This is a genomic window from Corynebacterium sp., assembly GCF_030535495.1.
In the GTDB taxonomy this organism is placed as follows: domain Bacteria; phylum Actinomycetota; class Actinomycetes; order Mycobacteriales; family Mycobacteriaceae; genus Corynebacterium.
Genome location: NZ_JAUNRW010000033.1, coordinates 1 through 21,199, shown reverse-complemented (window position 1 = coordinate 21,199; position 21,199 = coordinate 1). Strand labels below are relative to the sequence as shown.

Sequence of the window (21,199 nt, the reverse complement as noted above, 5' to 3'; positions counted from 1 at the left end):
CAACCAGCCTGTGGACAACTACCAGGAGACGTCAACAAACTGTGGACAACTAGTTGGCGTGCAGGTCCTCGTTGAGGTCCACGGGGCGGGAGTCGCTGGGTGTGGCTTCGACGGCGCCGGACAGGGAGTTGCGGCGGAAGAGGATGCCGTTGGTGCCGGAGATTTCGGCGGCCTTGATGCGGTGGCCGTCGTCAACCTGGGCCTGCTTGGCCACGGCACCCCAGACGGTGACCTTGGTGCCGGAGGTGACGTACAGGCCGGCCTCGACGATGCAGTCGTCGCCCAGGGAAATGCCGATGCCGGAGTTGGCGCCGAGGAGGCAGCGGTCCCCGACGGAGATGACCTCCTTGCCGCCACCGGACAGGGTGCCCATGATGGAGGCGCCGCCGCCGATGTCGGTGCCGTCGCCGACGACCACGCCGGCGGAGATGCGGCCCTCGACCATGGAGGTGCCCAGGGTGCCCGCGTTGAAGTTGACGAAGCCCTCGTGCATGACGGTGGTGCCCTCAGCGAGGTGGGCGCCGAGGCGGACGCGGTCGGCGTCGGCGATGCGCACACCGGAGGGGACGACGTAGTCGACCATGCGGGGGAACTTGTCCACGGAGAAGACGGTGACGGGGCCGCGGGCGGTGAGGCGGCCACGGACCATCTGGAAGTCGGAGACGGCGCAGGGACCGTAGTTGGTCCAGACGACGTTGGCCAACAGACCGAAGACCCCGTCGAGGTTGATGCTGTTCGGGGTCACCAGGCGGTGGGACAGCAGGTGGAGACGGAGGTAGACGTCGTAGGTGTCGACGGGGGCATCGTCGAGCGAGGCGATGGAGGTGGTCACCGGGACGCGTGCGACGCCGCGATCCTCATCGGGGCCGGCCAGGGCGGCGAACTGCTGCGGGGTCTCCTCGAGGCGGCGGGTGCCGGCTTCGAGGGGATCATCCGTCAGCTTCGGGGCGGGGAACCAGACGTCGAGGACGGTTCCGTCGTGCGTGATGGTGGCAAGTCCGCGCGCGGTGGCTGAAGTCATGGCCGAGACGATACCCGATTCTGAGCCCATTTCGTGATGCTTCCGAGACCGATGAGGACGGCGACGACCACCACGACGGCGAGGATCTGGGAGCGGGCGGCGGCGTCGAAAAGCATGAGAACGACCAGCCCCCACAGGGCGAGCATGGTCGCCCATCCGAGCCACGGCCAGCCCCACATGCGGACGGTGGCAATCTCTCCACGTGCTTCCAGTTCCGGGTGAAGGCGCAGGTAGGAGGCGGTGATCATGATCCAGATGACGATGAGGCAACCGCCGACGGCGTTGAGCAGGAACGCCAGCAACCCCTCCGGATTCCAGTACTGCAACCCCACCGAGGCGAAGGCGAACACCATCGACAGAATGACCGCGTTGATGGGCACGGACTCGCGGTTGGTCGCCGCGAAAATGCGAGGAGCATCACGTTCCGAGGACAGTGAATGCACCAGTCGGGAGGTGCCGTAGATCTGGGCGTTGAACGCCGAGAGCAGGGCGAGCACGATGACCGCCTCCATGAATCCGACGGCACCCGGGATGTTCGCCAGGCCGAGGACGGCGGTGAAGGGGGATTCGGCGGCGGTTTCGGCGGCGCCCATCTGCTCCGAGGGCAGGAGCAGGGTGATCACCAGCACGGAGCCGATGTAGAAGACGGCGATGCGCCAGATGACGGAACGCACGGCCACCGCGATCGCCTCCGAGGGCCTCTCCGACTCGGCGGCGGCGATGGTCACCAGCTCGATGCCACCGAAGGCGAAGGCCACCGCGAGCAGACCGGCGGCCAGGCCCGGCCAGCCGTGGGGCATGAAACCCTCGCCGCCGATGAGGTTGTCCAGTCCCACGGGCTCTGCGGCGGGCAGCCACCCGAAGACCAGCGCCGTACCGATCGCCAGGAAGCCGATGATCACGGCCACCTTGATGAAGGCGAACCAGAACTCGAACTCACCGAAGCCCCGGACCTGTGCGAAGTTCACCACGGCGAAGAACACCACGCACACCAGGGCGGGGATCCACGGGTCCACGCCGAACCAGCCGCCCATGATGGCGGCGGCGCCGGTCATCTCCGCGCCCATGACCATGATGAGCATGAACCAGTACAGCCAGCCCAGGGTGAAGCCGGCCCAGTGGCCGAAGGCCTGCTTGCTGTAGGTGGAGAAGGAGCCCGAGGACGGGCGGGCGGCGGCCATCTCGCCGAGCATCTCCATGACGAGGACGACGATGATGCCGGCCGCGAGGTAGGCGAGCAGGACCGCGGGGCCCGCGGCCTGGATGCCCACGCCGGTGCCCAGGAACAACCCGGCGCCGATGGCCGAGCCGAGTCCCATCATGGTGAGATGGCGGGTTTTCAGCCCCGTGCCGAGTGACGTCTGCTCCGGGGCTTGAGTGGTGCGGTGACGTGTGGTCATACCTACCGAGGATAATCCGGGGGTCATACGGCCCCGACGACCGGCCCCTTACTGCCAGACGCGGCGCAGGACGGGTTCGGCGTGACCGACCTCCCGGCGCACCGACCAGTTGGACTGGCCGTTGAGGGCGGAGGCGGTGACGTGCTGGCCGGCATCGGCGTCCCACACCTGGGTGTCGGCCTCCAGGACGATGTTGGAGCCGAGGGTGCAGTTGTCGCCCAGGTGCAGGCCGATGACGCCGGAGGAGACTCCGAAGGTGCAGTTCGCGCCGATGGTGATGGGGTCGCGCAGGCCGTCGGAGCGCCGCCTGGCCATGATGGTTGATGAGAGGCCGACATCGGTGCCCTCGCCGATGACGGTGGAGGACGACAGCCGGCCCTCGATGCGGGCGGCGCCGAGGGAACCGGAGTTGAAGGAGACGTAACCCTCGCGCAGCACCCGGGTGCCGGGGGCGAGGTAGGCGCCGAGGCGCACGCGCTCGGCCTCGGCGATGTTGACGCCGGAGGGCACGACGTAGTCGACCATGCGCGGCAGCTTCTCGATGCCGTAGACGTGGATGAGCCCGCGCGAGCGCAGGGCGGTGCGCACGAACTCGAAGTTGTCCGGGGTGCACGGGCCCTTGTTGGTCCACACGACGGTGGACAACCGGCGCAGGGAACCGTCCATGTTGAGCTCGAGGGGCCGGATGAGGCGGTGGGAGAGCAGGTGGAGTCGCAGGTAGACGTCGTGTGCGTCGATGGGCAGGGCCTGCAGGTCGGCGATGGTGGTGCGGACGGCGACCTGTTCGACCATGCGGTCTTCGTCGAGAAGCACGAGCTTGAGCATGCTGTCGGGGATGTCGGCGGCGCCGAGGCGCTCGGTGCCGGACACCAGCCCGGTGCCGTCGACGAGATCGGGTTCGGGATACCAGGTGTCCAGAATGGTGCCGTCCATGGCGATGTTGGCGATGCCGACCGCGACTGCTCCCTGAGTTGTCATATCTCCAGAGTCTACGGGGCGCTGTGAAGCGACACACCTTGAGTGAGCGTGGGTACCCTGGGTCAGGTGAAACCCCTCAATCTCACCCAGGATCCCGTCGCCCTCACCGCCGCGCTGGTGGACATCCCCAGCCCCTCCCACCAGGAGAAACTCATCGCTGATCTGGTGGAGCAGGCGCTTATCGACGTCCCCGGCGTCCAGGTCATCCGCCGCGGCAACACCGTCGCCGCGCGGACGGACCGCGGCCTGCCCGAGCGGGTGGTGCTGGCCGGTCACCTGGACACGGTGCCCATCGCCGACAACGTCCCGCACCACATGGTCGACGACATCATGTACGGCTGCGGCACCGTCGACATGAAGTCGGGACTGGCGGTGTATCTGCACCTGTTCGCCACCCTGGCGAACTCCCCGGACCTCGCCTTCGACCTCACCGTCATCGCCTACGAGTGTGAGGAGGTCGACAGCCGGTACAACGGCCTCGGCCACCTCGCCGACAGCGACCCGGAGTGGCTGCAGGGCGATCTGGCGTTGCTCGGCGAACCCTCGGGGGCCATCGTCGAGGCCGGTTGCCAGGGCACCCTGCGCGTGCGGGTGACCACCCGCGGCAGGCGCGCGCATTCCGCCCGCGGCTGGCTCGGCGACAACGCCGCCCACAAGCTGGCCCCGGCCATCGCGCGGATCGCCGAGTGGGACAACCGCGAGGTCGACATCGACGGGTGCATCTACCGGGAGGGCCTCAACGTGGTGAAGCTCGAGAGCTACCTGGCCACCAACATCATCCCCGACGAGGCCCATGCCCTGGTCAACTACCGTTTCGCTCCGGATCTGTCGGCTAAGGAGGCGCTCGCGCGCGTCGAGAAGCATCTGGACGGCTTCGAGGTCACCGTCGAGGACGCGGTGGCCGGAGCCCTGCCCGGGCTGGACAAGCCGGCGGCTGCCGCACTCATCGCCCGGGTGGGTGAGGTGAAGGCCAAGTACGGCTGGACCGACGTGGCGCGTTTCGCCGCCCTGGGTATCCCGGCCGTCAACTTCGGGCCCGGCGACCCCTCCTTCGCCCACCGCCAGGAGGAGCAGGTTCCCGTCGAGCACATCACGCGGGTGGCCGCCCAGTTGCGGGACTTCCTCGCCCCGGCGCGACCGGCCGGAAACGACTAGGTTTGGAGACTATGGCTCCGAACATCACCCCCGACCCCGACAAGGCCCGGATGCTGCGCGGCCCCATGCTGCTGCGCACGGACGGCGAGAAGACCTCGACCTACGACCAGCGTCTGCTGGAACTGGGATCCGACCACGACTGGCTGCACGCCGACCCGTGGCGCATCCTGCGCATCCAGGGTGAGTTCGTCGCCGGTTTCGACGCCCTGGCCTCGATGCCCAAGGCCGTCACCGTCTTCGGTTCCGCCCGCATCCCCGAGGGCCACCCCTGGTACGAGCAGGGCTGTGAGCTCGGCCGCGCCCTGGTGGACGCCGACTACGCCGTGGTCACCGGTGGTGGCCCCGGGCTCATGGAGGCCCCCAACCGGGGTGCCCACGAGGCGGACGGGCTGTCTGTCGGCCTGGGCATCGAGCTGCCGCATGAGCAGCACCTCAACGACTGGGTCGACCTGGGGTTGAACTTCCGCTACTTCTTCGCCCGCAAGACCATGTTCCTCAAGTACTCGCAGGCCTTCGTGTGTCTGCCGGGTGGTTTCGGCACGCTCGACGAGCTCTTCGAGGTGCTGTGCATGGTGCAGACCGGCAAGGTGACCCACTTCCCGATCGTGCTGCTGGGCACCGAATTCTGGGGCGGGCTCATCGACTGGATCCGCGAGCGGGTGCTGGCGGAGGGGCTGATCTCCCCGGAGGACATGGACCTGTTCCTGGTCACCGATTCCGTCACCGAGGCCGTCGAGCACATCGTCGAGGCCCACCGCGTCATGTCGGACCAGCGTCTGCGTGAGCCGGAGACCCGTGACCAGTACACCCCGGTCTCCGAGGTCATGGAGAAGAACGAACGCCGCAGCTAGCCACCTTGGACAGTCATCTTCCCGCGGTGATGGCGATAGTCAACCGCACCCCGGACTCCTTCTACGACCGGGGCGCCACCTTCGCCGACGACGCCGCCCTGCGCCGCTGTGACGAGGTCATCGCGCAGGGGGCCGGCATCGTCGACATCGGCGGTGTCAAGGCCGGGCCCGGTACCACCGTGGACGCGGCCGAGGAGATCGACCGCGTCGTGCCGATCATCGCCGCGGTCAGGCAGCGTCACCCGGACGTGCTCATCTCCGTGGACACCTGGCGGGCGAGCGTGGCCGAGGCGGCCATCGAGGCCGGGGCGGGGCTGGTCAACGACACGTGGGCGGGTTTTGACCCGGAGCTCATCGAGGTCGCCGGCCAGCACCGCGTCGGTTACGTGTGCTCGCACACCGGGGGAGTGCGCCCGCGCACCCGCCCGCACCGGGTGCACTTCGACGATGTCGTCGCCGACGTCATCGCCGAGACGACCCGCCTGGCCGAACGGGCTGTGGGCCTCGGGGTGCCGGAGGAGTCGATCTTCCTCGACCCCACGCACGATTTCGGCAAGAACACCTTCCACGGGCTGGAGCTGCTGCGGCGCATCGACGAGATCGTCGCCACCGGCTGGCCCGTCCTCATGGCCCTGAGCAACAAGGACTTCGTCGGGGAAACCGTCGACCGGCCGGTGGGCGGGCGCGTCGCCGGTACCCTGGCCGCCACCGCGTGGGCCGCCGCCCGCGGGGTCGCCGCCTTCCGCTCCCATGAGGTCGCCGAAACGGTCGATGTCATCCGCATGACCGCCGCCATCGCGGGCACAGCACCTCCCCTGGCCACCATCCGGGGCCTGGCGTGAAGGTCTCGGTGGTCATCCCCGCGCTCAATGAGGCGGCGACAGTGGCCGGGGTGGTGGAGGCCGTGCGTGCCGACGCCCCCCTGGAGGTCCTCGTCATCGACGCCGACTCCAGCGACGACACGGCTGCCCGCGCGGCGGCCGCCGGCGCGCGGGTGCTCAACTGGCGCGACATTCTCCCCGCCATCACCCCCCGCCCCGGCAAGGGCGAATCCCTGTGGCGCGGGGTGGCGGCGGCCACAGGGGACATCGTGGTCTTCGTCGACGCCGACCTCGAACAGCCCGCCACCGGCATGGTCGCCGCGCTGACCGCGCCCTTCACCGACCCGGGCATCCACCTGGTCAAGGCCGACTACCGACGCACCCTCGACGGGCAGCCCACCGGCGGTGGTCGCGTGACGGAACTGACCGCCAAGCCGCTCCTGCGCGCCCTGCACCCCGAGCTGGCCCACATCAACCAACCCTTGGCCGGTGAGTACGCCATCCGGCGCGACACCGCCCTGCGCCTGCCCTTCGCCGCCGGATACGGCGTCGAGGCGGGCCTGCTTCTCGACGTCGCCGCCGCCCACGGCCCCACCTCCATCACCCAGGTCGATCTCGGGGTGCGCCGTCACCGCAACCGCCCGCTGGTCGAACTCGCGCCCATGGCCGAGGTGGTGGCGGCGACGTTGCTGGGCAGGGGTGGTGCCTCGCGCCCCCCGCTCTCCGATATCCTGCAGCCATGATCTCCTGGCTGCTGCTCATCGTCCTGCTGCTCGCGCTCACCGCCGTGGGAACGTGGTTCTGGGGCAGTGTCTTCGGGCGGGGAGAGGTGCTGCCCCCACTCGATCCCGATGCCACCCGGGAGGCCAACCGGCGGGCCGTCGCGGTCGGTGACATCGACGCCCTCGAGTTCGAGATCGTCCCCCGTGGCTACCGCCCGGAACAGGTCGACGAGGTCATCGCGGCGCTCACGGCCCGCCTGCCCGAGCCGAAAAAAGACTAAACTGGTCAGGGTAGACGATTCCAGTAAAGGAGCCAACTGACAATGGCAGCTATGAAGCCGCGTACCGGCAACGGACCCATGGAAGCTGTGGAGGAGAGCCGGAAGATCGTGATGCGTATCCCGTCTGACGGAGGCGGGCGCCTCGTCGTCGAGATGAGCAAGGAGGAGGCCGCCGAGCTCGGCGCCCTGCTCACCGCAGCGGCTGAAGGCTAGGTTTTCGCCCGGGGGTATGCTCGAGGGCATGCTCTCCGACATCATCGACGTGCTCGCTGATCCCGCCGACGGCACCCCGCTGTCCGGCGCGGATGACTTCACCCGCCTGGTCTCTGAATCCGGTCACTCCTTCGACGTGGCCCGCCAGGGATATGTGACCCTGGCCGCCGGCGCCGGTCTGCGTCACCAGGGCGACAGCACCGAGATGGTTCTCGCCCGCGAGACATTCCTGTCCCGCGGGCATTTCGCCCCCTTCGTCGAGGCGGTCACCGCCGGTGTGCACGATGCGCTGGACGACGCCGCCGTTCCCGACACCGCCCGCCCCGTCATCGCCGAGATCGGCGCCGGCACCGGCTACTACCTGTCCCACACTCTCGACGACGTGGAGGGTGCGCGGGGCGTCGGGCTGGACATCTCCGTCCACGCCGCCAAGCACCTGGCGCGCTGCCACCCGCGGGTCGGCGCCGTCGTGGCCGACGTCTGGGAGCGCCTGCCGATGCGGGATGCTTCCATTGACGCCATCACCGTGGTGTTCGCCCCGCGCAACGCCGCGGAGTTCGCCCGCGTGCTCACCGAGTCCGGGCAGGTCATCATCCTCACCGCCGACCGCGGTCACCTGGCCGAGCTGCGCGAGCCGCTGGGCATCCTCGATGTGGAGGACGGCAAGATCGACCGCCTGCTCGAGCAGTCAGCCGGCCACCTGGTGCCGGTCGCCGAGCCCGAGCTCGTCGAGTTCCCCATGACCCTGGACAAGGAGTCCATCGCCGCCCAGATCGGCATGAGCCCCTCCGCGCGGCACATCGAGGCCGATGAGCTGGCGCGGCGGATCGCGGACCTGCCGGAGACCCTGCAGGTCACCGCCCGAGCCCACCTCACGAGGATGGGTCGGGCCTAGCCACCCCGGCTACATGGAGCCGGGGCCGCGGCTCCAGAACTGCTCCACCTCGGCCTCGCCGGAGGTCTCCACGCGGATCTCCGCGCACCCGCCGTCGATGTAGACGCGGCTGGCCATGGTCACGGCGCCGCCGTCGGCGAAGACCTCCACCGTGGAGCCGTCGACGAAGATCGACAGGGAGTCGGTGTCCCCCTCGGCCAACGCGGCGGAGGCCGCCGTGTCCCCGCTGTGGTGCGGGTTCATGGAACGATCGAGCACCAGCTGCTCACCGGAGTGGGTGATGGTGGCGGCGGGGTTGCCGGCGGCGTCGATAAGCGTCGCGGTGAGCGCGGACCCGGCGGGGATCGCGCACAACCCGGTCCACGAACGGGCGCCGTTGGACTGGCTGATGGCGTCGGGCAGCCCGGCCGGCGGGGTCTGGAAGACCAGCCCGTCCTGCAGGGTGACCACACGCGGCAGGGACAGGCAGTTCGCCCACCCCTCCTCGGTCAGCGACAGGTGGGTGGAGGGGTCATCCTGGCGGCCGGTGCCGTTGAGCAGGCCGAAGATGACGGACTGCAGGTAACGCTTCTCCGCCTTGACGGTGCCCGGGGTGACGTTGGTGTTGCGCGGGCGGGTGAAATCGTGCCCGTGGTCGATGCGGGTGAAGGGGGTCTTCACCTCGAATTCAGCGTCGCGCAGGGTACCCACGAGGTAGCCGGACACGTCGACCCCGTCCTGCTCCAGGGTGACGAGCAGGACGTCGTAGATGTGGCTGTCCACCTCGTCGCGGAGACGGATGATGCGGGGGCCGACGACGATGGCGGAGGCATCGAAACCCGGGTCACCGGCGTAGGAGAGTTCGCCGACGAAATCCCAGGAACGCCCGTCCGGGCTGGTGAGCACGACCGGGACGGGGGCGTCGCCGCTGCCGGTGACGCACAGCATGAGCCAGCCGTCGTGACCGGCGTGGCGGTCCTCGTCGGACTCCCAGTCCGGCACCACACAGGGGGAGCGGAAGCGGACGTGGTCATCGCGGTTGCTGATGACATCACCCTTGCGCTGCACCCGCACGTCCACGGCGAACTCGTCGTCGGAGACCGGGCACTCCTCGCGGAGGTCGTCGAGATGGGCGACCTGGATGGAGGTACCGGCGGCGGTGACGGACGTGAAGTACATGTCCATGCCCGCACCGGAGGCGACGACAGCGCCGGCGCGGACGGCCGTCTCCCCACCCACGGGGATGATCGGGTCATCGCAGATCTCCCAGTCGAAGGGGCCCGACTGTGAGACCGCGTGCGCCCAGCGGGCGGGTTCGGTGGGGGAGGGTCGGTACTGGTGGAACAGGTGCCACGTCTCGTCGTCGAGAAGAACTCCGGCGGGGGCGTCAAGAACCCCCGACTCCGGCGTGACGTGCAGTTCGGGTCGGTGTGAACTCACAGGGCTCCTAACGAAGGGACTGGTAGATGTCGACGGTTTCCTGCGCGATGGTGGCCCAGGAGAACTTCTCGACGGCGCGGTCACGGCCCGCGAGGCCGAACTTCTTCGCGCGCTCGCCGTCCGCGACCATGGCGTTGACCTGCGCGGCGATGTCGCGCTCGAAGGACTCGATGTCGTTGTCGTCGTAGTGGACCAGCGTGCCGGTCTCCCCGTCGACGACGACCTCGGGGATACCGCCCACATCGGAGGCGACGACGGCGGTGCCGCACGCCATGGCCTCGAGGTTGACGATGCCCAGCGGCTCGTAGATCGACGGGCAGACGAAGGCGTCGGCGGCGGTGAGGATCTCCTGGATCCGCTCGCGGTCGAGCATGTTCTGCACCCAGAAGATGCCGTCGCGCTGCGCCTGCAGCTCCTCGACCAGCGCGGTCGTGCGGGCGGCGATCTCCGGGGTGTCGGGGGCGCCGGCGCACAGCACCAGCTGCACCCCCTCGTCGAAGTGGGCGGCGGCCTTGACCAGGTGCTCCACGCCCTTCTGGCGGGTGATGCGGCCGACGAAGGCGACGATCGGGCGGTCCGGATCCACGCCCAGCTCGGTGAGCACCGAGTTGTCGTTGTCGTCGAAGGTCGGGCGCGGGGCCCAGAGTTCGGTGTCGATGCCGTTGAGGACGACGTGGACGCGGTCGGCGTCGATACGCGGGTACGCCTCGAGGATGGAGTCCTTCATGCGGGCGGAGACGGCGATGACGGCGTCGGCGTACTCCATGGCGTTGCGCTCGGACCAGGAGGAGACCTCGTATCCACCACCGAGCTGCTCACGCTTCCACGGGCGGTGCGGCTCCAGAGAGTGGGCGGTGGCGACGTGGGGGATCCCGTGCAACTTGCCGGCCAGGTGGCCGCCGAGACCGGCGTACCAGGTGTGCGAGTGGACGACATCGACGTTGTTGGCGGCCTCGGCCATACGCAGACCCGTCGACAGGGTCTTGATGGCGGCGTTGGCCTCCTCGAGAGCCGGGTCCACACCGTGGACATAGACGCCCTCCATGTCGCGGGGGGCGCCCATGCAGTGGACGTCGACCTCCGTGATCTCCCGCATGAAGCGGGTCAGTTCGGTGACGTGCACACCGGCGCCACCGTAGATCTCCGGGGGATACTCTCTGGTCATCATTCCGACTCTCATACGTCCCAAGCGTAGCGACGCCCCGCTGCCCGTGCAGGGGGTATCGGGGGTGGGCAGGCCCATAGGGGGGAGGGAATGGGGACTGAATGTCATCTTCCCCGGCAAAACTGTGCTCAACGACCTAGATTGGGGGATGTGAAGACTCAGCCGAACGTACTCGCCATTGTCCTTGCCGGCGGCGAAGGCAAGCGCCTTTTCCCGCTCACCGAAGACCGCGCCAAGCCTGCGGTTCCCTTCGGCGGCAGCTACCGACTCATCGACTTCGTCCTGTCGAACCTGGTCAACGCCGGATACCTCAAGATCGCGGTGCTGACCCAGTACAAGTCGCACTCGCTCGACCGCCACATCTCCCAGGCATGGTCGCTGCATGGTCCGGTCTCCCAGTACATCGCCTCCGTGCCCGCCCAGCAGCGCCGCGGTAAGCGCTGGTTCACCGGCTCCGCCGACGCCATCGTCCAGTCGATCAACCTCATCTACGACGAGAAGCCCGACTACGTCATCGTCTTCGGCGCCGACCACGTCTACCGCATGGACCCGTCCCAGATGGTCGAGGAGCACATCGCCTCGGGCAAGGGCTGCTCCGTCGCCGGTATCCGCGTCCCGCGCCACGAGGCCACCGCCTTCGGCTGCATCCAGTCCGACGAGGACGGCAACATCACCGAGTTCCTGGAGAAGCCGGCCGACCCGCCGTCCACCCCGGACGACCCGGACGTCACCTACGCCTCCATGGGCAACTACGTGTTCACCACGGACGCCCTCATCAAGGCGCTTCTCGACGACGAGAAGAACGACGACTCCGACCACGACATGGGCGGCGACATCATCCCCTACTTCGTCGACAAGGGTGACGCCCACGTCTACGACTTCATGGGCAACGAGGTCCCCGGCGCCACCGAGCGCGACCAGGGCTACTGGCGCGACGTCGGTACCGTCGACGCCTTCTACGAGGCCCACATGGACCTCATCTCCGTTCACCCGGTGTTCAACCTCTACAACAACCGGTGGCCGATCCACTCCACCGAGGGCGAGAACTTCCCGCCGGCGAAGTTCACCCAGGGCGGCATCGCCCAGTCCTCCATGGTCGCACCGGGTTCGATCATCTCCGGCGGCACCGTCCGCAACTCGGTCCTCGCCGGTGACGTCCACGTCGCCGAGGGAGCCACCGTCGAGGGATCCGTCCTCATGCCGGGCGTGCGCATCGGCCGCGGTGCCGTCGTCCGCCACGCCATCCTGGACAAGAACGTCTACGTCCGCGAGGGCGAGATCATCGGCGTCGATCGCGCCCGCGATGAGGCACGCTTCAAGATCTCCGCCGGCGGCGTCGTCGTCGTGGGCAAGAACGAGGTCGTCTAAACCCCTTGAGGTCAACGGGCCGCGGGCAGTCAGCTGAGTGACTGCCCTCGGCCCGTTGTTCTTAGCGCTTGGTGATCAGCGTCAGTCCTGCGCCCAGGGGCAGACGGGTGACCAGCGCGCCCTCCAGGGAGCGGGCCAGTTCATCGGCCTCGCGGGCGGCCAGGGTGGCGCGGTCGCGGCGGGATTCGTCGGCGAGGGTGGCGTCGAGAAGCGCATCGGCGAGCACCAGGGTGCCGCCGGGGGTCAGCAGCGGCCATCCGGCCTCGATGACCGCGGGGAGTTCGACGGGGGAGACCTCGGCGTAGACGAGCTGGTAGGACTCGCCGGCGAGGCGGCCCATGACATCCAGCGGGCGGGACGGCAGGAAACGCACGCGGGACTGCGCGTAACCGGCCTCGCGGAACGTGGAACGCGCCTGTGCCTGGTGCTCGACCTCCGGGTCGATGCAGGTCAGCGTGCCCTTATCGCCGAGACCCCGGAGGATGTAGAGGCCGACGACCCCCGCGGCGGGGGTGACGGCGACGGCGCCGGTCGACTTCGCGGCTCCCGCTGCGGCCGCGAGGGTGGCCAGGAGTTGTCCGGTCATCTCGTCGGGCACGGTGAGGCCGAATTCCTCGGCGTCGCGGCGGGCGTCGATAAGCGCCTCGGGGATGTCCGTGGTGGATTCGATGTAGGAACGCAGAGCGTCATAAGCCGTGTCAGTCACAGCAACCAGTGTAGGTCGCGCGGCGTGTCCGAGGGGTCAACCCACCAGGAGTGTGAGTAGTGTGGCAGATGGGACACGAGTGTGGTCTTCACAGACATTTGCCAGACCCCTGTGTAGAGATACGCAGTGCGGTGCGGCAGAATTGAGCGCATGACGCGCATCCATGACGACGCCCACACCCAGGACGCCGCCCTGCTCGCCGCAGAGGATCTCACCGGCACCGCCGCCTTCGACGCCGGGCAGGGGGACATGCCCAGCTGGGGCGAACTCGTGGCTGAACACGCCGACAGCGTCTACCGTCTGGCATTCCGCCTCTCCGGTAATCCGCACGACGCGGAGGACCTGACGCAGGAGACCTTCATGCGCGTGTTCCGCTCCATCCGGCACTACCAGCCGGGCACCTTCGAGGGCTGGCTGCACCGCATCACCACCAATCTCTTCCTGGACATGGTGCGCCACCGCAACAAGATCCGCATGGAGGCACTCCCGGAGGATTACGAGCGTGTCCCCGGCACCGACATGACCCCGGAGCAGGCCTACAGTGTGGCCAACCTCGACCCGGCACTCCAGGATGCGCTCGACCAGCTCAGCCCGGACTTCCGTGTCGCCGTGGTCCTGTGTGACGTGGTCGGCATGTCCTACGACGAGATCGCCGACACCCTCGGTGTGAAGATGGGCACCGTCCGCTCCCGTATCCACCGTGGTCGTACCCAGCTCCGCGCGAGCCTCGAGGCCGCTGCCGCCCAGGACGAGGACGCGAAGCTTCTCCTGCGCACCCGCTAGACCTTTCACCGGTATTCTTGGCGGCACGTACGTGAGAGGAGGTCGAACGCACGCCATGATGCGCCCCAACATGCCACGCATCCCGCGGCCCAGCGCCGCGAAACGACGCCCCCGTCGCCGCGAATTCGCCTCTGTCGAACACTTGAGTCCTGAGGCGGTCGCGGCTTTCGTCGATGACGAACTGTCCGACACCGCCTGCCACCGGGCCCGCGTCCACCTCGTGCACTGCGCGGAATGCCGCGCCGAGATCGAACGGCAGAGAGGTGCCTCCGAATGGCTGCGCGGCTCCAACATCGGCGAGGACGTTCGTGCCCCGCATGAACTTCTCGCCCGCCTGGCCGGGATCGCCAGCTCCCCGCAGCGTGCCGGACCCGACGCGGAATCCACCCCCACCCCGGTTCCCGAGGGCCTCATGGACAAGATGGAGATGATCCTGCGGGCCGTCAGGCGTAACCAGGGACAGTAGTTGGGCGGGGCCCGCCCGGTGGGACTAAGGTGGACATGTGTTTTCGAGTATTGGTTGGGTCGAGATCGGTGTGCTGCTGGTCGTGGCGCTCATCGTCGTCGGTCCGGAGCGTCTGCCCGGGCTGATCGAGGATGTCCGGGCCGCCATTTTCGCCGCCCGCCGTGCGATCAACAACGCCAAGAAAGAGCTCAACGGAGAATTCGGTCCCGAGTTCGACGACCTGCGCAAGCCCCTCGAGCAGGTCTCGGAGTACACGCGGCTGGGTCCGCGCGGGGCCATCGCGAAGGCGTTGTTCGACGGGGATGACTCCGCCCTCGACGACTTCGACCCCCAGAAGATCATGCGGGACGATCCCCGCGACACCCCGGACGCCCGCCAGCGCACCCCGCGCCCGCAGCCCTCGCAGCAGCAGGCCCGGCAGGCTCAGCAGCCGCCTCAGAACCCGGAGAACAAGGGTGACTACGGTACCGGCGGCGGGTTCTCCTGGGCGGACATCACATAGAGCAGCAAAACGTACCGCGAAGGCCCCTCACCGATCACGGCGAGGGGCCTTCGCGGTACGACATGCTGCAGCGTCAGCGGTTGACACCCAGCCCGAGGGACTTACCGGCCAGGGAATCGCGGCGCTTGAGCAGTTTCTCGGCGATCTCGCCGACGGCGCGCCCGGCGGGGGACTCCGGCTCGGAGACGGCGATGGGGTTACCGTCATCGCCGTGGACCCGCAGGGCCGGGTCCAGCGGGATCTGGCCGAGCAGCGGCACCTTGCCACCGGTGAGCACGGAAAGCCGATCGGCGACCTGCTGCCCGCCGCCGGAGCCGAAGACGTCGAGGGTGGAGCCGTCGGGAAGCACCATCGCAGCCATGTTCTCGATGACCCCGGCCACCCTCTGGCGGGTCTGCTGGGTGATGGAGCCGGCGCGCTCGGCGACCTCGGCGGCCGCGGCCTGCGGGGTGGTGACGATGAGCAGCTCCGCGTTGGGCACCAGCTGCGCCACGGAGATGGCGACGTCACCGGTACCGGGCGGCAGATCCATGAACAGGAAGTCCAGGTCACCCCAGAAAACGTCGGCGAGGAACTGCTGGATCGCGCGGTGGAGCATCGGGCCGCGCCACACCACGGGGGCGTTGCCGTCGACGAAGTGGCCGATGGAGATGAGCTTCACGCCGTGGGCGATCGGCGGCATGATCATGTCGTCGACGGCGGTGGGGCGCTGCTCGGATCCGAGCAGGCCGGGCACGGAGTGGCCGTAGATGTCGGCGTCGAGGACACCGACCTTGAAGCCGCGGGCGGCCAGGGCCACGGCGAGGTTGACGGTCATGGAGGACTTGCCCACCCCGCCCTTGCCGGAGGCCACCGCGTAGACGCGGGTGGTCGAATCGGGCTGGGCGAAGGGGATCGTCGGCTCCTCGACGCCGCCGCGCAGGGACATGCGCAGCTCGCGGCGCTGCTCGTCGCTCATGACGTCGGTGGTGACCGTGACGGCGCCGACACCCTCGATCTCCTCGACGGCGGCCTGCGCGTTGGAGGTGATGGTGGACTTCATCGGGCAGCCGGCGATGGTGAGGTACAGGACGACATCGACGTCGGCGTCGGTGATGGTGATCGACTTGACCATCCCCAGCTCGGTGAGGGGCTTGCCGATTTCAGGATCCTCTACGCGGGACAGCGCGCTGCGGACAGCGGATTCGGTGATAGCAGACATGACAGCATCCATCGTAGTAAGTCAGCGTTCGGCGTCGTCCGCCAGGTCACCCTGGGTCGGCTCCGTGAGGTCCTCGTGGGAGTCGGCGACATCGGCGGAGACGTCGTCGAGCTTGGCTTCGAGGCGTTCGAGCACGCTGCGCAGGTCCTCGAGTTCACCGCGCAGGTAGTCGCGGGAGACCATGTCGCCGACGGCCAGGCGCACGCCGGCGAGTTCGCGGGCGAGGAACTCGGTGTCCGCCTTCGTCTGTTCGGCACGGCGCCGGTCGGCGGAGACGGTCACCTTGTCGCGGTCCTCCTGCCTGTTCTGCGCCAGCAGAATGAGCGGGGCGGCGTAGGCAGCCTGCGTGGAGAAGGCGAGGTTGAGCAGGATGAACGGGTAGGGGTCCCATTTCCAGATGAACCAGCCGCCGGCGTTGAGCGCGATCCACACGATGACGATGACGGTCTGCCACATGAGGTACTGGCCGGTACCGAAGAAGCGGGCGACTTTCTCGGCGCCGGCGCCGACTGCGTCGTCGTCGATACGCAGGGTACGTCGCCGTCCGGCGACGGGGGTATCCAGGAAATCAGCCACGGGTCACCGTCTTTCGCTTATCGACGCCAGGGCCGGGACGCAGCCCCTCAGAACGCCAGTCCTCCGGCAGCAGGTGGTCGAGGAGGTCATCGACCGCCACCGCACCGAGGAGGTGGTTGGCCTCGTCGAGGACGGGTCCGCACACCAGGTTATAGGTGGCGAAGTAACGGGCGGCGGTCTCCTGGTCATCATCCGCGTACAAGGGCGGAAGATCCGGGTCGAGGATGCCGGAGACCAGCGACGAGGGTGGCTCCCGCAGCAGCTTCTGCAGGTGCACGCACCCGAGGTAGTGGCCGGTGGGTGTGGCGGTGGGAGGCCGGACGACGAAGACCATCGACGCCAGGGAGGTCGGCAGATCAGGGTTGCGCGCCAGGGCGAGAGCCTCGGCGACGGTCGTCTGCGGGGTGAGGATGAGCGGCTCCGGGGTCATGAGCGCACCGACGGTGTCGGGGGAGAAGCTCATGAGTCGACGGACCGGCGCGGACTCCTCCGGATCCATGAGTTCGAGGAGGACCTCGGCCTTGTCGTCGGGAAGCTCCTGGAGAATGTCGGCGGCGTCATCCGGGTCCATCTCCTCGAGCACGTCCGCCGCACGCTCGATGTCGAGTGTCTCCAGCAGCTCCGCCTGGTGGTCCTCGGGCATCTCCTGGAGGATGTCGGCCAGGCGCTCATCATCGAGCTCGTTGGCCAGCTGGTGGCGTTCGGCGCTGGGCATCTCGTGGAGAATGTTCGCCACGTCCGCGGGACGCATCTGATCGAAGTCGGCGAGCTTCTCGGCCATGGCGTCGGCCTCGCCCGCACCGCCGGCCGAGAGGCCGTGGACATGGGAGAAGGTCGGGGTGTAAAGGCTGGGGGAGCGACCGAACTTGGGCCGGGCGCCGAAGACGGCCACCTTGGAGATCACCCAGTCGCGGGAACGGGTGCGTTCCAGTTCCACGTCGGCGATCTCCACCGCCTTGCCGTGCAGCTGCTCGAGCTCCGGGTCATCGGTGTGCACCTTCGCGCCCACCAGATCCCCCATGACGGTGAGCTCGCCGGAACGGGCCTGGAAGGCACGCATGGACACCGAGCCGGTGGCCAGGGTGATGTCACCGGGTTCGATGGCGGCGATTCGCAGCATGGGCACGAAGATGCGCCGCCTGTTGACCAGCTCGACCACCACGCCCAGGGCGCGGGAACTGCCGGCCGAACGGATGGTGACCACGACGTCGCGGACACGGCCGATGGGGTCGAGGTCGGGGCCACGGACCTGCAGGCCGATGAGACGGCCCGCGTACACACGGGTGACAACACTCATGGGTCCAATCCTAGACCGGAACCAATCGGGCCCCCGAACCGTTGTCATTGTATGAGTTCTGAGTTGCGCCCCCGTCCGAGCGGCTGGCCGGTCGGCAGTTTTGATTCTTACAGTGATGCACAGGCGGCTGTCGACAAGCTCTCGGACCTGCAGTTCCCCGTCAAGGAGCTGACCATCGTCGGTGTGGATCTCATGGAGGTCGAACGGGTCAGTGGCCGCCTGACCTGGCCGCGAGTGCTCGGCGGGGGTGCCGTTTCCGGGGCCTGGATCGGCCTGTTCTTCGGCCTGCTGTTCACCTTCCTGGGCGAGGGGATCGCCGCCCCGCTCACCCTGGGCCTGATCATGGGCCTGGTGTTCGGCGTCGTCTCCGCCGCCGTGCCCTACGCCCTGTCGGCCGGGCGCCGGGACTTCACCTCCCGCACCGAGATCGTCGCCGGGCGCTACGACATCCTCTGCGACCCGGCCCGCGCCACCGAGGCACGCGACATCATCGCCCGCTCGGGCCTGGCGCGCCAGGCGCGGATCGAGGGGTAGAATCCTCCGGCATGAGCCGTCCTCTCCGCCGTTGCGCCCTCGCCCTCACCCTCGTGGGGGCGGTGACGCTGGCCGGATGCTCCGACGCCGAGCCGAGTCGTATCCCGGACGGTGACCACACGCGGCCGGTGGTCATCTCCGTCAGCCCCAACTCCCCCGAACAGGTCATCCTCGGGGAGATCTACCTGCAGACCCTGCAGAAGCAGAACCGGGAGGTCATCCTCGACGTCGGCGCCTTCAGCGGCCAGCGCACCCGGCTCGACCGCCTCCAGGAGAGGTCGACCGACTTCGTCATCGGATGCACGGGCATGTACCTGAGCAATCTCGACACCCCCCGGGCAGAGGAGCTGTTCGAGGAGATCGAGCGCGGCGAGATCGAGGACCCCGCCGACGCCACCTACCGCGAGTACATGGGCGCCCTCAACGGCAGGTTCACCTCCCCGGATCCGTCCTCGGCGCAGGGATGCGCGGAGATCGTCGCCCGGGAGGGGATGCCGGAACTGCCGCAGAACATCGTCCCCACCTTCAGCCGGGACCTGTTCAACAGGCAGGAGCTCAAGGCCATCACCGATGTGACGCGCTTTCTCACCACCGAGGAAATCGCCATGCTCATCGAGGAATCGCAGTCCACTTCCTCGGCGGCGACGGCGGTGGAGGCGTGGCTGCCGATCTGACGCGGCGTCGATAAGCATGCAGACAGGGCCTGCCCCCGGGGTGGGGGCAGGCCCTGTCGTGGCCGTGAACTGACTTACTTGGCGAAGGCCTCGTCGATCAGCTGGGCCTGCTCGAGCTGGTGGACCTTGGACACACCGGTCGAGGTGGAGGACTGCGCACGACGCGAGATGCGACGCATCTCCGGCATGTCCGGGATGAGGTTACGCAGGTGCTCGTTGTAGAACGGCCACGGACCCTGGTTGGCCGGCTCATCCTGGACGAAGCGGATCTCCTCGGCGTTCGGGTAGTTGTTGAACGCATCCGACAGACGGTTGAACGGGATCGGGTGCAGCATCTCGATGCGCACGATCGCGACGTCGTCCCGCTTGTCCTTCTTCCGACGCTTCTCCAGCTCGTAGTACACCTTGCCGGAGCACAGCAGGATGGTCGTCACCTTGTCGGCGTCGCCGATGACGTTGTTGTCGCGGTCGACCAGGTTCGGATCATCGATGACGGAGGCGAACGAGGTGACCTCGGTGAAGTCCTCGACGGACGAGGCGGCGTCCTTGAGGCGCAGCATCGACTTCGGGGCGAAGACCACCAGCGGGCGACGCATGGAACCCAGTGCGTGGCGACGCAGCAGGTGGAAGTGGTTCGCCGGGGTCGACGGCTGGGCCACGGTCATGGAACCCTCGGCGCACAGCTGCAGGAAGCGCTCGATGCGGGCGGAGGAGTGGTCCGGGCCCTGACCCTCGTAGCCGTGCGGCAGGAGGAGGATGATGCCGGACATCTGGCCCCACTTGGCCTCACCGGAGGAGACGTACTCGTCGATGATGGTCTGCGCACCGTTGGCGAAGTCACCGAACTGGGCCTCCCAGGCGACGACGGCATCCTGGTTGCCCACGGTGTAGCCGTACTCGAAGCCCATGCCCGCGAACTCCGTGAGGGCGGAGTTGTACACGAGGAACTTGCCGCCGTTGCCCTTCTCCTGGGCGAGGTCGTTGATCGGGTTGTACTCGTTGCCGTTGCGCGGGTCGATCGGGATCGCGTGACGCTGGGTGAAGGTACCGCGGCGGGAATCCTCACCGGCCAGGCGCACGAGGCGACCGGAGTTGGCCAGGGAGGAGAAGGCGATGAGCTCGCCCCAGCCCCAGTCGATGCCACCCTCCTTGACGGACTCGGCGCGACGCTTGGCCACCGGTGCCACACGCGGGTGGAACTCGAAGTCGTCCGGACCGTTGGCGTAGGCCTGGCCGATCTCGACGAGCTCCTCGCGGGTGATGGAGGTGTCCAGGCCGCGGGTGAGCTCCTGGGAACCGGTGATGCCGGTCTGCTCCTGCGGGCCGGCCTTCTCGGCCTCCTTGACCTCGTTGAAGACGGACTCCATCTGGTCGTGGAAGTCACGTGCGGCGATCTCGGCGTCCTCGGCGGACAGGTCACCACGACCGACGAGATCGTCGGTGTAGCGGGCACGGACCGACTTGCGGTCGGCGATGAGGTCGTACATGAGCGGCTGGGTCATGGACGGATCGTCGGCCTCGTTGTGACCGCGGCGGCGGTAGCAGATGAGGTCGATGAAGACGTCCTTGCCGAAGCGGCGGCGGTACTCGGTGGCCAGCTGGCCGACCCACACGACTGCCTCCGGGTCATCGCCGTTGACGTGGAAGACCGGGCAGTCGAAGCCCTTGGCCACGTCGGTGGAGTAGTGGGTGGAGCGGGAGGAGTCCGGGGTGGTGGTGAAGCCGATCTGGTTGTTCACCACGATGTGGACGGTGCCGCCGACGGTGTAACCGCGCAGGCCGTAGAGGTTGATGGTCTCCTGGACGATGCCCAGGCCGGCGAAGGAGGCGTCACCGTGGAGCATGAGCGGCATGACGGTGAAGCCGTCCTCGCCCTTGTCCAGCAGGTCCTGCTTGGCGCGGGCGATACCCACCATGACCGGGTTGACGGCCTCGAGGTGGGAGGGGTTGGCGGTGAGGGAGACCTTGATCTCGCCGTCGCCGAACATCTGGATGTGGTTGCCCTCGGAGCCGAGGTGGTACTTCACGTCACCGGAGCCGCCGATCTGGCCCTGGGTGATGTTGCCCTCGAACTCGTTGAAGATCATCGCCAGGGACTTGCCGACGATGTTGAACAGCACGTTGAGGCGACCACGGTGCGGCATGCCGATGACGACCTCGTCGAGGCCCTG

At 68.2% G+C, this 21,199-nt stretch carries 23 protein-coding genes; 13 read left to right on the top strand and 10 right to left on the bottom strand.

Going from position 1 to position 21,199, the window contains the following annotated elements:
• Positions 1 to 49: 49 nt before the first annotated feature.
• From dapD to Q4F73_RS06010, 3 genes are read right to left on the bottom strand one after another with little or no spacing between them, the layout of a single operon-like run.
• Entirely contained in the window at positions 50 to 1,021 is a 972-nt protein-coding gene (gene dapD / locus Q4F73_RS06020; RefSeq protein ID WP_303358455.1) for a 2,3,4,5-tetrahydropyridine-2,6-dicarboxylate N-succinyltransferase, read from the bottom strand.
• Positions 1,018 to 2,421: an amino acid permease gene (locus Q4F73_RS06015; RefSeq protein WP_303358454.1), complete on the bottom strand. Its 1,404-nt coding sequence runs from the start codon at positions 2,419 to 2,421 to the stop codon at positions 1,018 to 1,020. Before Q4F73_RS06015 ends, dapD begins: the two co-directional genes overlap by 4 nt.
• A gap of 48 nt (positions 2,422 to 2,469) precedes the next feature.
• Positions 2,470 to 3,399, bottom strand: a complete 930-nt coding sequence (locus Q4F73_RS06010; RefSeq protein ID WP_303358453.1) for a DapH/DapD/GlmU-related protein — start codon at positions 3,397 to 3,399, stop codon at positions 2,470 to 2,472.
• A gap of 66 nt (positions 3,400 to 3,465) precedes the next feature.
• Here Q4F73_RS06010 and dapE point away from each other — a divergent pair, with 66 nt between their 5' ends.
• Genes dapE through Q4F73_RS05975 form a run of 7 tightly spaced genes read left to right on the top strand, consistent with a single transcriptional unit; the run spans position 3,466 to position 8,337 of the window.
• The gene (dapE, locus tag Q4F73_RS06005; protein WP_303358452.1) at positions 3,466 to 4,554 is read left to right on the top strand and encodes a succinyl-diaminopimelate desuccinylase; all 1,089 of its coding nucleotides are present in this window, start codon (positions 3,466 to 3,468) and stop codon (positions 4,552 to 4,554) included.
• 11 nt (positions 4,555 to 4,565) lie between these two features.
• Positions 4,566 to 5,405, top strand: coding sequence for a TIGR00730 family Rossman fold protein (locus tag Q4F73_RS06000; RefSeq protein WP_303358451.1), 840 nt, complete (start codon positions 4,566 to 4,568; stop codon positions 5,403 to 5,405).
• Positions 5,406 to 5,434: 29 nt separating this feature from the next.
• A complete protein-coding gene (gene folP, locus Q4F73_RS05995; RefSeq protein WP_303358450.1) occupies positions 5,435 to 6,247 on the top strand; it encodes a dihydropteroate synthase in 813 nt (270 codons plus the stop codon).
• Complete coding sequence (locus Q4F73_RS05990) at positions 6,244 to 6,969, top strand: glucosyl-3-phosphoglycerate synthase (RefSeq protein ID WP_303358449.1); 726 nt, start codon at positions 6,244 to 6,246, stop codon at positions 6,967 to 6,969. The genes folP and Q4F73_RS05990 overlap by 4 nt, the downstream gene beginning before the upstream one ends.
• A complete protein-coding gene (locus Q4F73_RS05985; protein WP_303358448.1) occupies positions 6,966 to 7,229 on the top strand; it encodes a hypothetical protein in 264 nt (87 codons plus the stop codon). Before Q4F73_RS05990 ends, Q4F73_RS05985 begins: the two co-directional genes overlap by 4 nt.
• A 42-nt stretch (positions 7,230 to 7,271) precedes the next feature.
• Positions 7,272 to 7,442, top strand: a complete 171-nt coding sequence (locus Q4F73_RS05980; protein WP_085550545.1) for a DUF3117 domain-containing protein — start codon at positions 7,272 to 7,274, stop codon at positions 7,440 to 7,442.
• A 28-nt stretch (positions 7,443 to 7,470) separates the two neighbouring features.
• Positions 7,471 to 8,337 (top strand): methyltransferase domain-containing protein, encoded by an 867-nt coding sequence (locus tag Q4F73_RS05975; protein WP_303358447.1) that lies wholly within the window; start codon positions 7,471 to 7,473, stop codon positions 8,335 to 8,337.
• A gap of 9 nt (positions 8,338 to 8,346) precedes the next feature.
• Here the strand turns inward: Q4F73_RS05975 and Q4F73_RS05970 are convergent, their stop codons facing one another.
• Complete coding sequence (locus tag Q4F73_RS05970; RefSeq protein WP_303358446.1) at positions 8,347 to 9,756, bottom strand: GH32 C-terminal domain-containing protein; 1,410 nt, start codon at positions 9,754 to 9,756, stop codon at positions 8,347 to 8,349.
• Between the two features lie 7 nt (positions 9,757 to 9,763).
• Positions 9,764 to 10,936: a glycogen synthase gene (gene glgA, locus Q4F73_RS05965; RefSeq protein WP_303358445.1), complete on the bottom strand. Its 1,173-nt coding sequence runs from the start codon at positions 10,934 to 10,936 to the stop codon at positions 9,764 to 9,766.
• A 135-nt stretch (positions 10,937 to 11,071) separates the two neighbouring features.
• Here glgA and glgC point away from each other — a divergent pair, with 135 nt between their 5' ends.
• Positions 11,072 to 12,289 (top strand): glucose-1-phosphate adenylyltransferase, encoded by a 1,218-nt coding sequence (gene glgC / locus Q4F73_RS05960; RefSeq protein ID WP_303358444.1) that lies wholly within the window; start codon positions 11,072 to 11,074, stop codon positions 12,287 to 12,289.
• Between the two features lie 61 nt (positions 12,290 to 12,350).
• On the opposite strand, the gene Q4F73_RS05955 is transcribed toward glgC, so the two are convergent.
• Positions 12,351 to 12,995 (bottom strand): O-methyltransferase, encoded by a 645-nt coding sequence (locus tag Q4F73_RS05955; RefSeq protein WP_303358443.1) that lies wholly within the window; start codon positions 12,993 to 12,995, stop codon positions 12,351 to 12,353.
• A gap of 150 nt (positions 12,996 to 13,145) precedes the next feature.
• Between Q4F73_RS05955 and sigE the strand changes: the two genes are divergently transcribed.
• Genes sigE through tatB form a run of 3 tightly spaced genes read left to right on the top strand, consistent with a single transcriptional unit; the run spans position 13,146 to position 14,746 of the window.
• Positions 13,146 to 13,778: an RNA polymerase sigma factor SigE gene (sigE, locus tag Q4F73_RS05950; protein WP_303358442.1), complete on the top strand. Its 633-nt coding sequence runs from the start codon at positions 13,146 to 13,148 to the stop codon at positions 13,776 to 13,778.
• A 55-nt stretch (positions 13,779 to 13,833) separates the two neighbouring features.
• Entirely contained in the window at positions 13,834 to 14,244 is a 411-nt protein-coding gene (locus Q4F73_RS05945) for a zf-HC2 domain-containing protein (protein WP_303358441.1), read from the top strand.
• A gap of 37 nt (positions 14,245 to 14,281) precedes the next feature.
• Positions 14,282 to 14,746: a Sec-independent protein translocase protein TatB gene (tatB, locus tag Q4F73_RS05940; RefSeq protein WP_303358440.1), complete on the top strand. Its 465-nt coding sequence runs from the start codon at positions 14,282 to 14,284 to the stop codon at positions 14,744 to 14,746.
• A gap of 73 nt (positions 14,747 to 14,819) precedes the next feature.
• On the opposite strand, the gene Q4F73_RS05935 is transcribed toward tatB, so the two are convergent.
• The 3 genes from Q4F73_RS05935 to Q4F73_RS05925 are packed head-to-tail and all read right to left on the bottom strand — an operon-like array spanning position 14,820 to position 17,820.
• Entirely contained in the window at positions 14,820 to 15,947 is a 1,128-nt protein-coding gene (locus tag Q4F73_RS05935; protein WP_303358439.1) for an Mrp/NBP35 family ATP-binding protein, read from the bottom strand.
• Between the two features lie 21 nt (positions 15,948 to 15,968).
• Positions 15,969 to 16,523: a DUF1003 domain-containing protein gene (locus Q4F73_RS05930; RefSeq protein WP_303358438.1), complete on the bottom strand. Its 555-nt coding sequence runs from the start codon at positions 16,521 to 16,523 to the stop codon at positions 15,969 to 15,971.
• The gene (locus Q4F73_RS05925; protein ID WP_303358437.1) at positions 16,516 to 17,820 is read right to left on the bottom strand and encodes a CBS domain-containing protein; all 1,305 of its coding nucleotides are present in this window, start codon (positions 17,818 to 17,820) and stop codon (positions 16,516 to 16,518) included. Before Q4F73_RS05925 ends, Q4F73_RS05930 begins: the two co-directional genes overlap by 8 nt.
• Positions 17,821 to 17,871: 51 nt before the next feature.
• On the opposite strand from Q4F73_RS05925, the gene Q4F73_RS05920 reads away from it, so the two are divergent.
• Entirely contained in the window at positions 17,872 to 18,354 is a 483-nt protein-coding gene (locus Q4F73_RS05920; RefSeq protein WP_303358436.1) for a general stress protein, read from the top strand.
• A gap of 11 nt (positions 18,355 to 18,365) precedes the next feature.
• Positions 18,366 to 19,028, top strand: a complete 663-nt coding sequence (locus Q4F73_RS05915; protein WP_303358435.1) for a hypothetical protein — start codon at positions 18,366 to 18,368, stop codon at positions 19,026 to 19,028.
• Between the two features lie 74 nt (positions 19,029 to 19,102).
• Here the strand turns inward: Q4F73_RS05915 and Q4F73_RS05910 are convergent.
• On the bottom strand, positions 19,103 to 21,199 hold a 2,097-nt coding region (locus Q4F73_RS05910; protein ID WP_303358434.1), incomplete at its 5' end, for a multifunctional oxoglutarate decarboxylase/oxoglutarate dehydrogenase thiamine pyrophosphate-binding subunit/dihydrolipoyllysine-residue succinyltransferase subunit.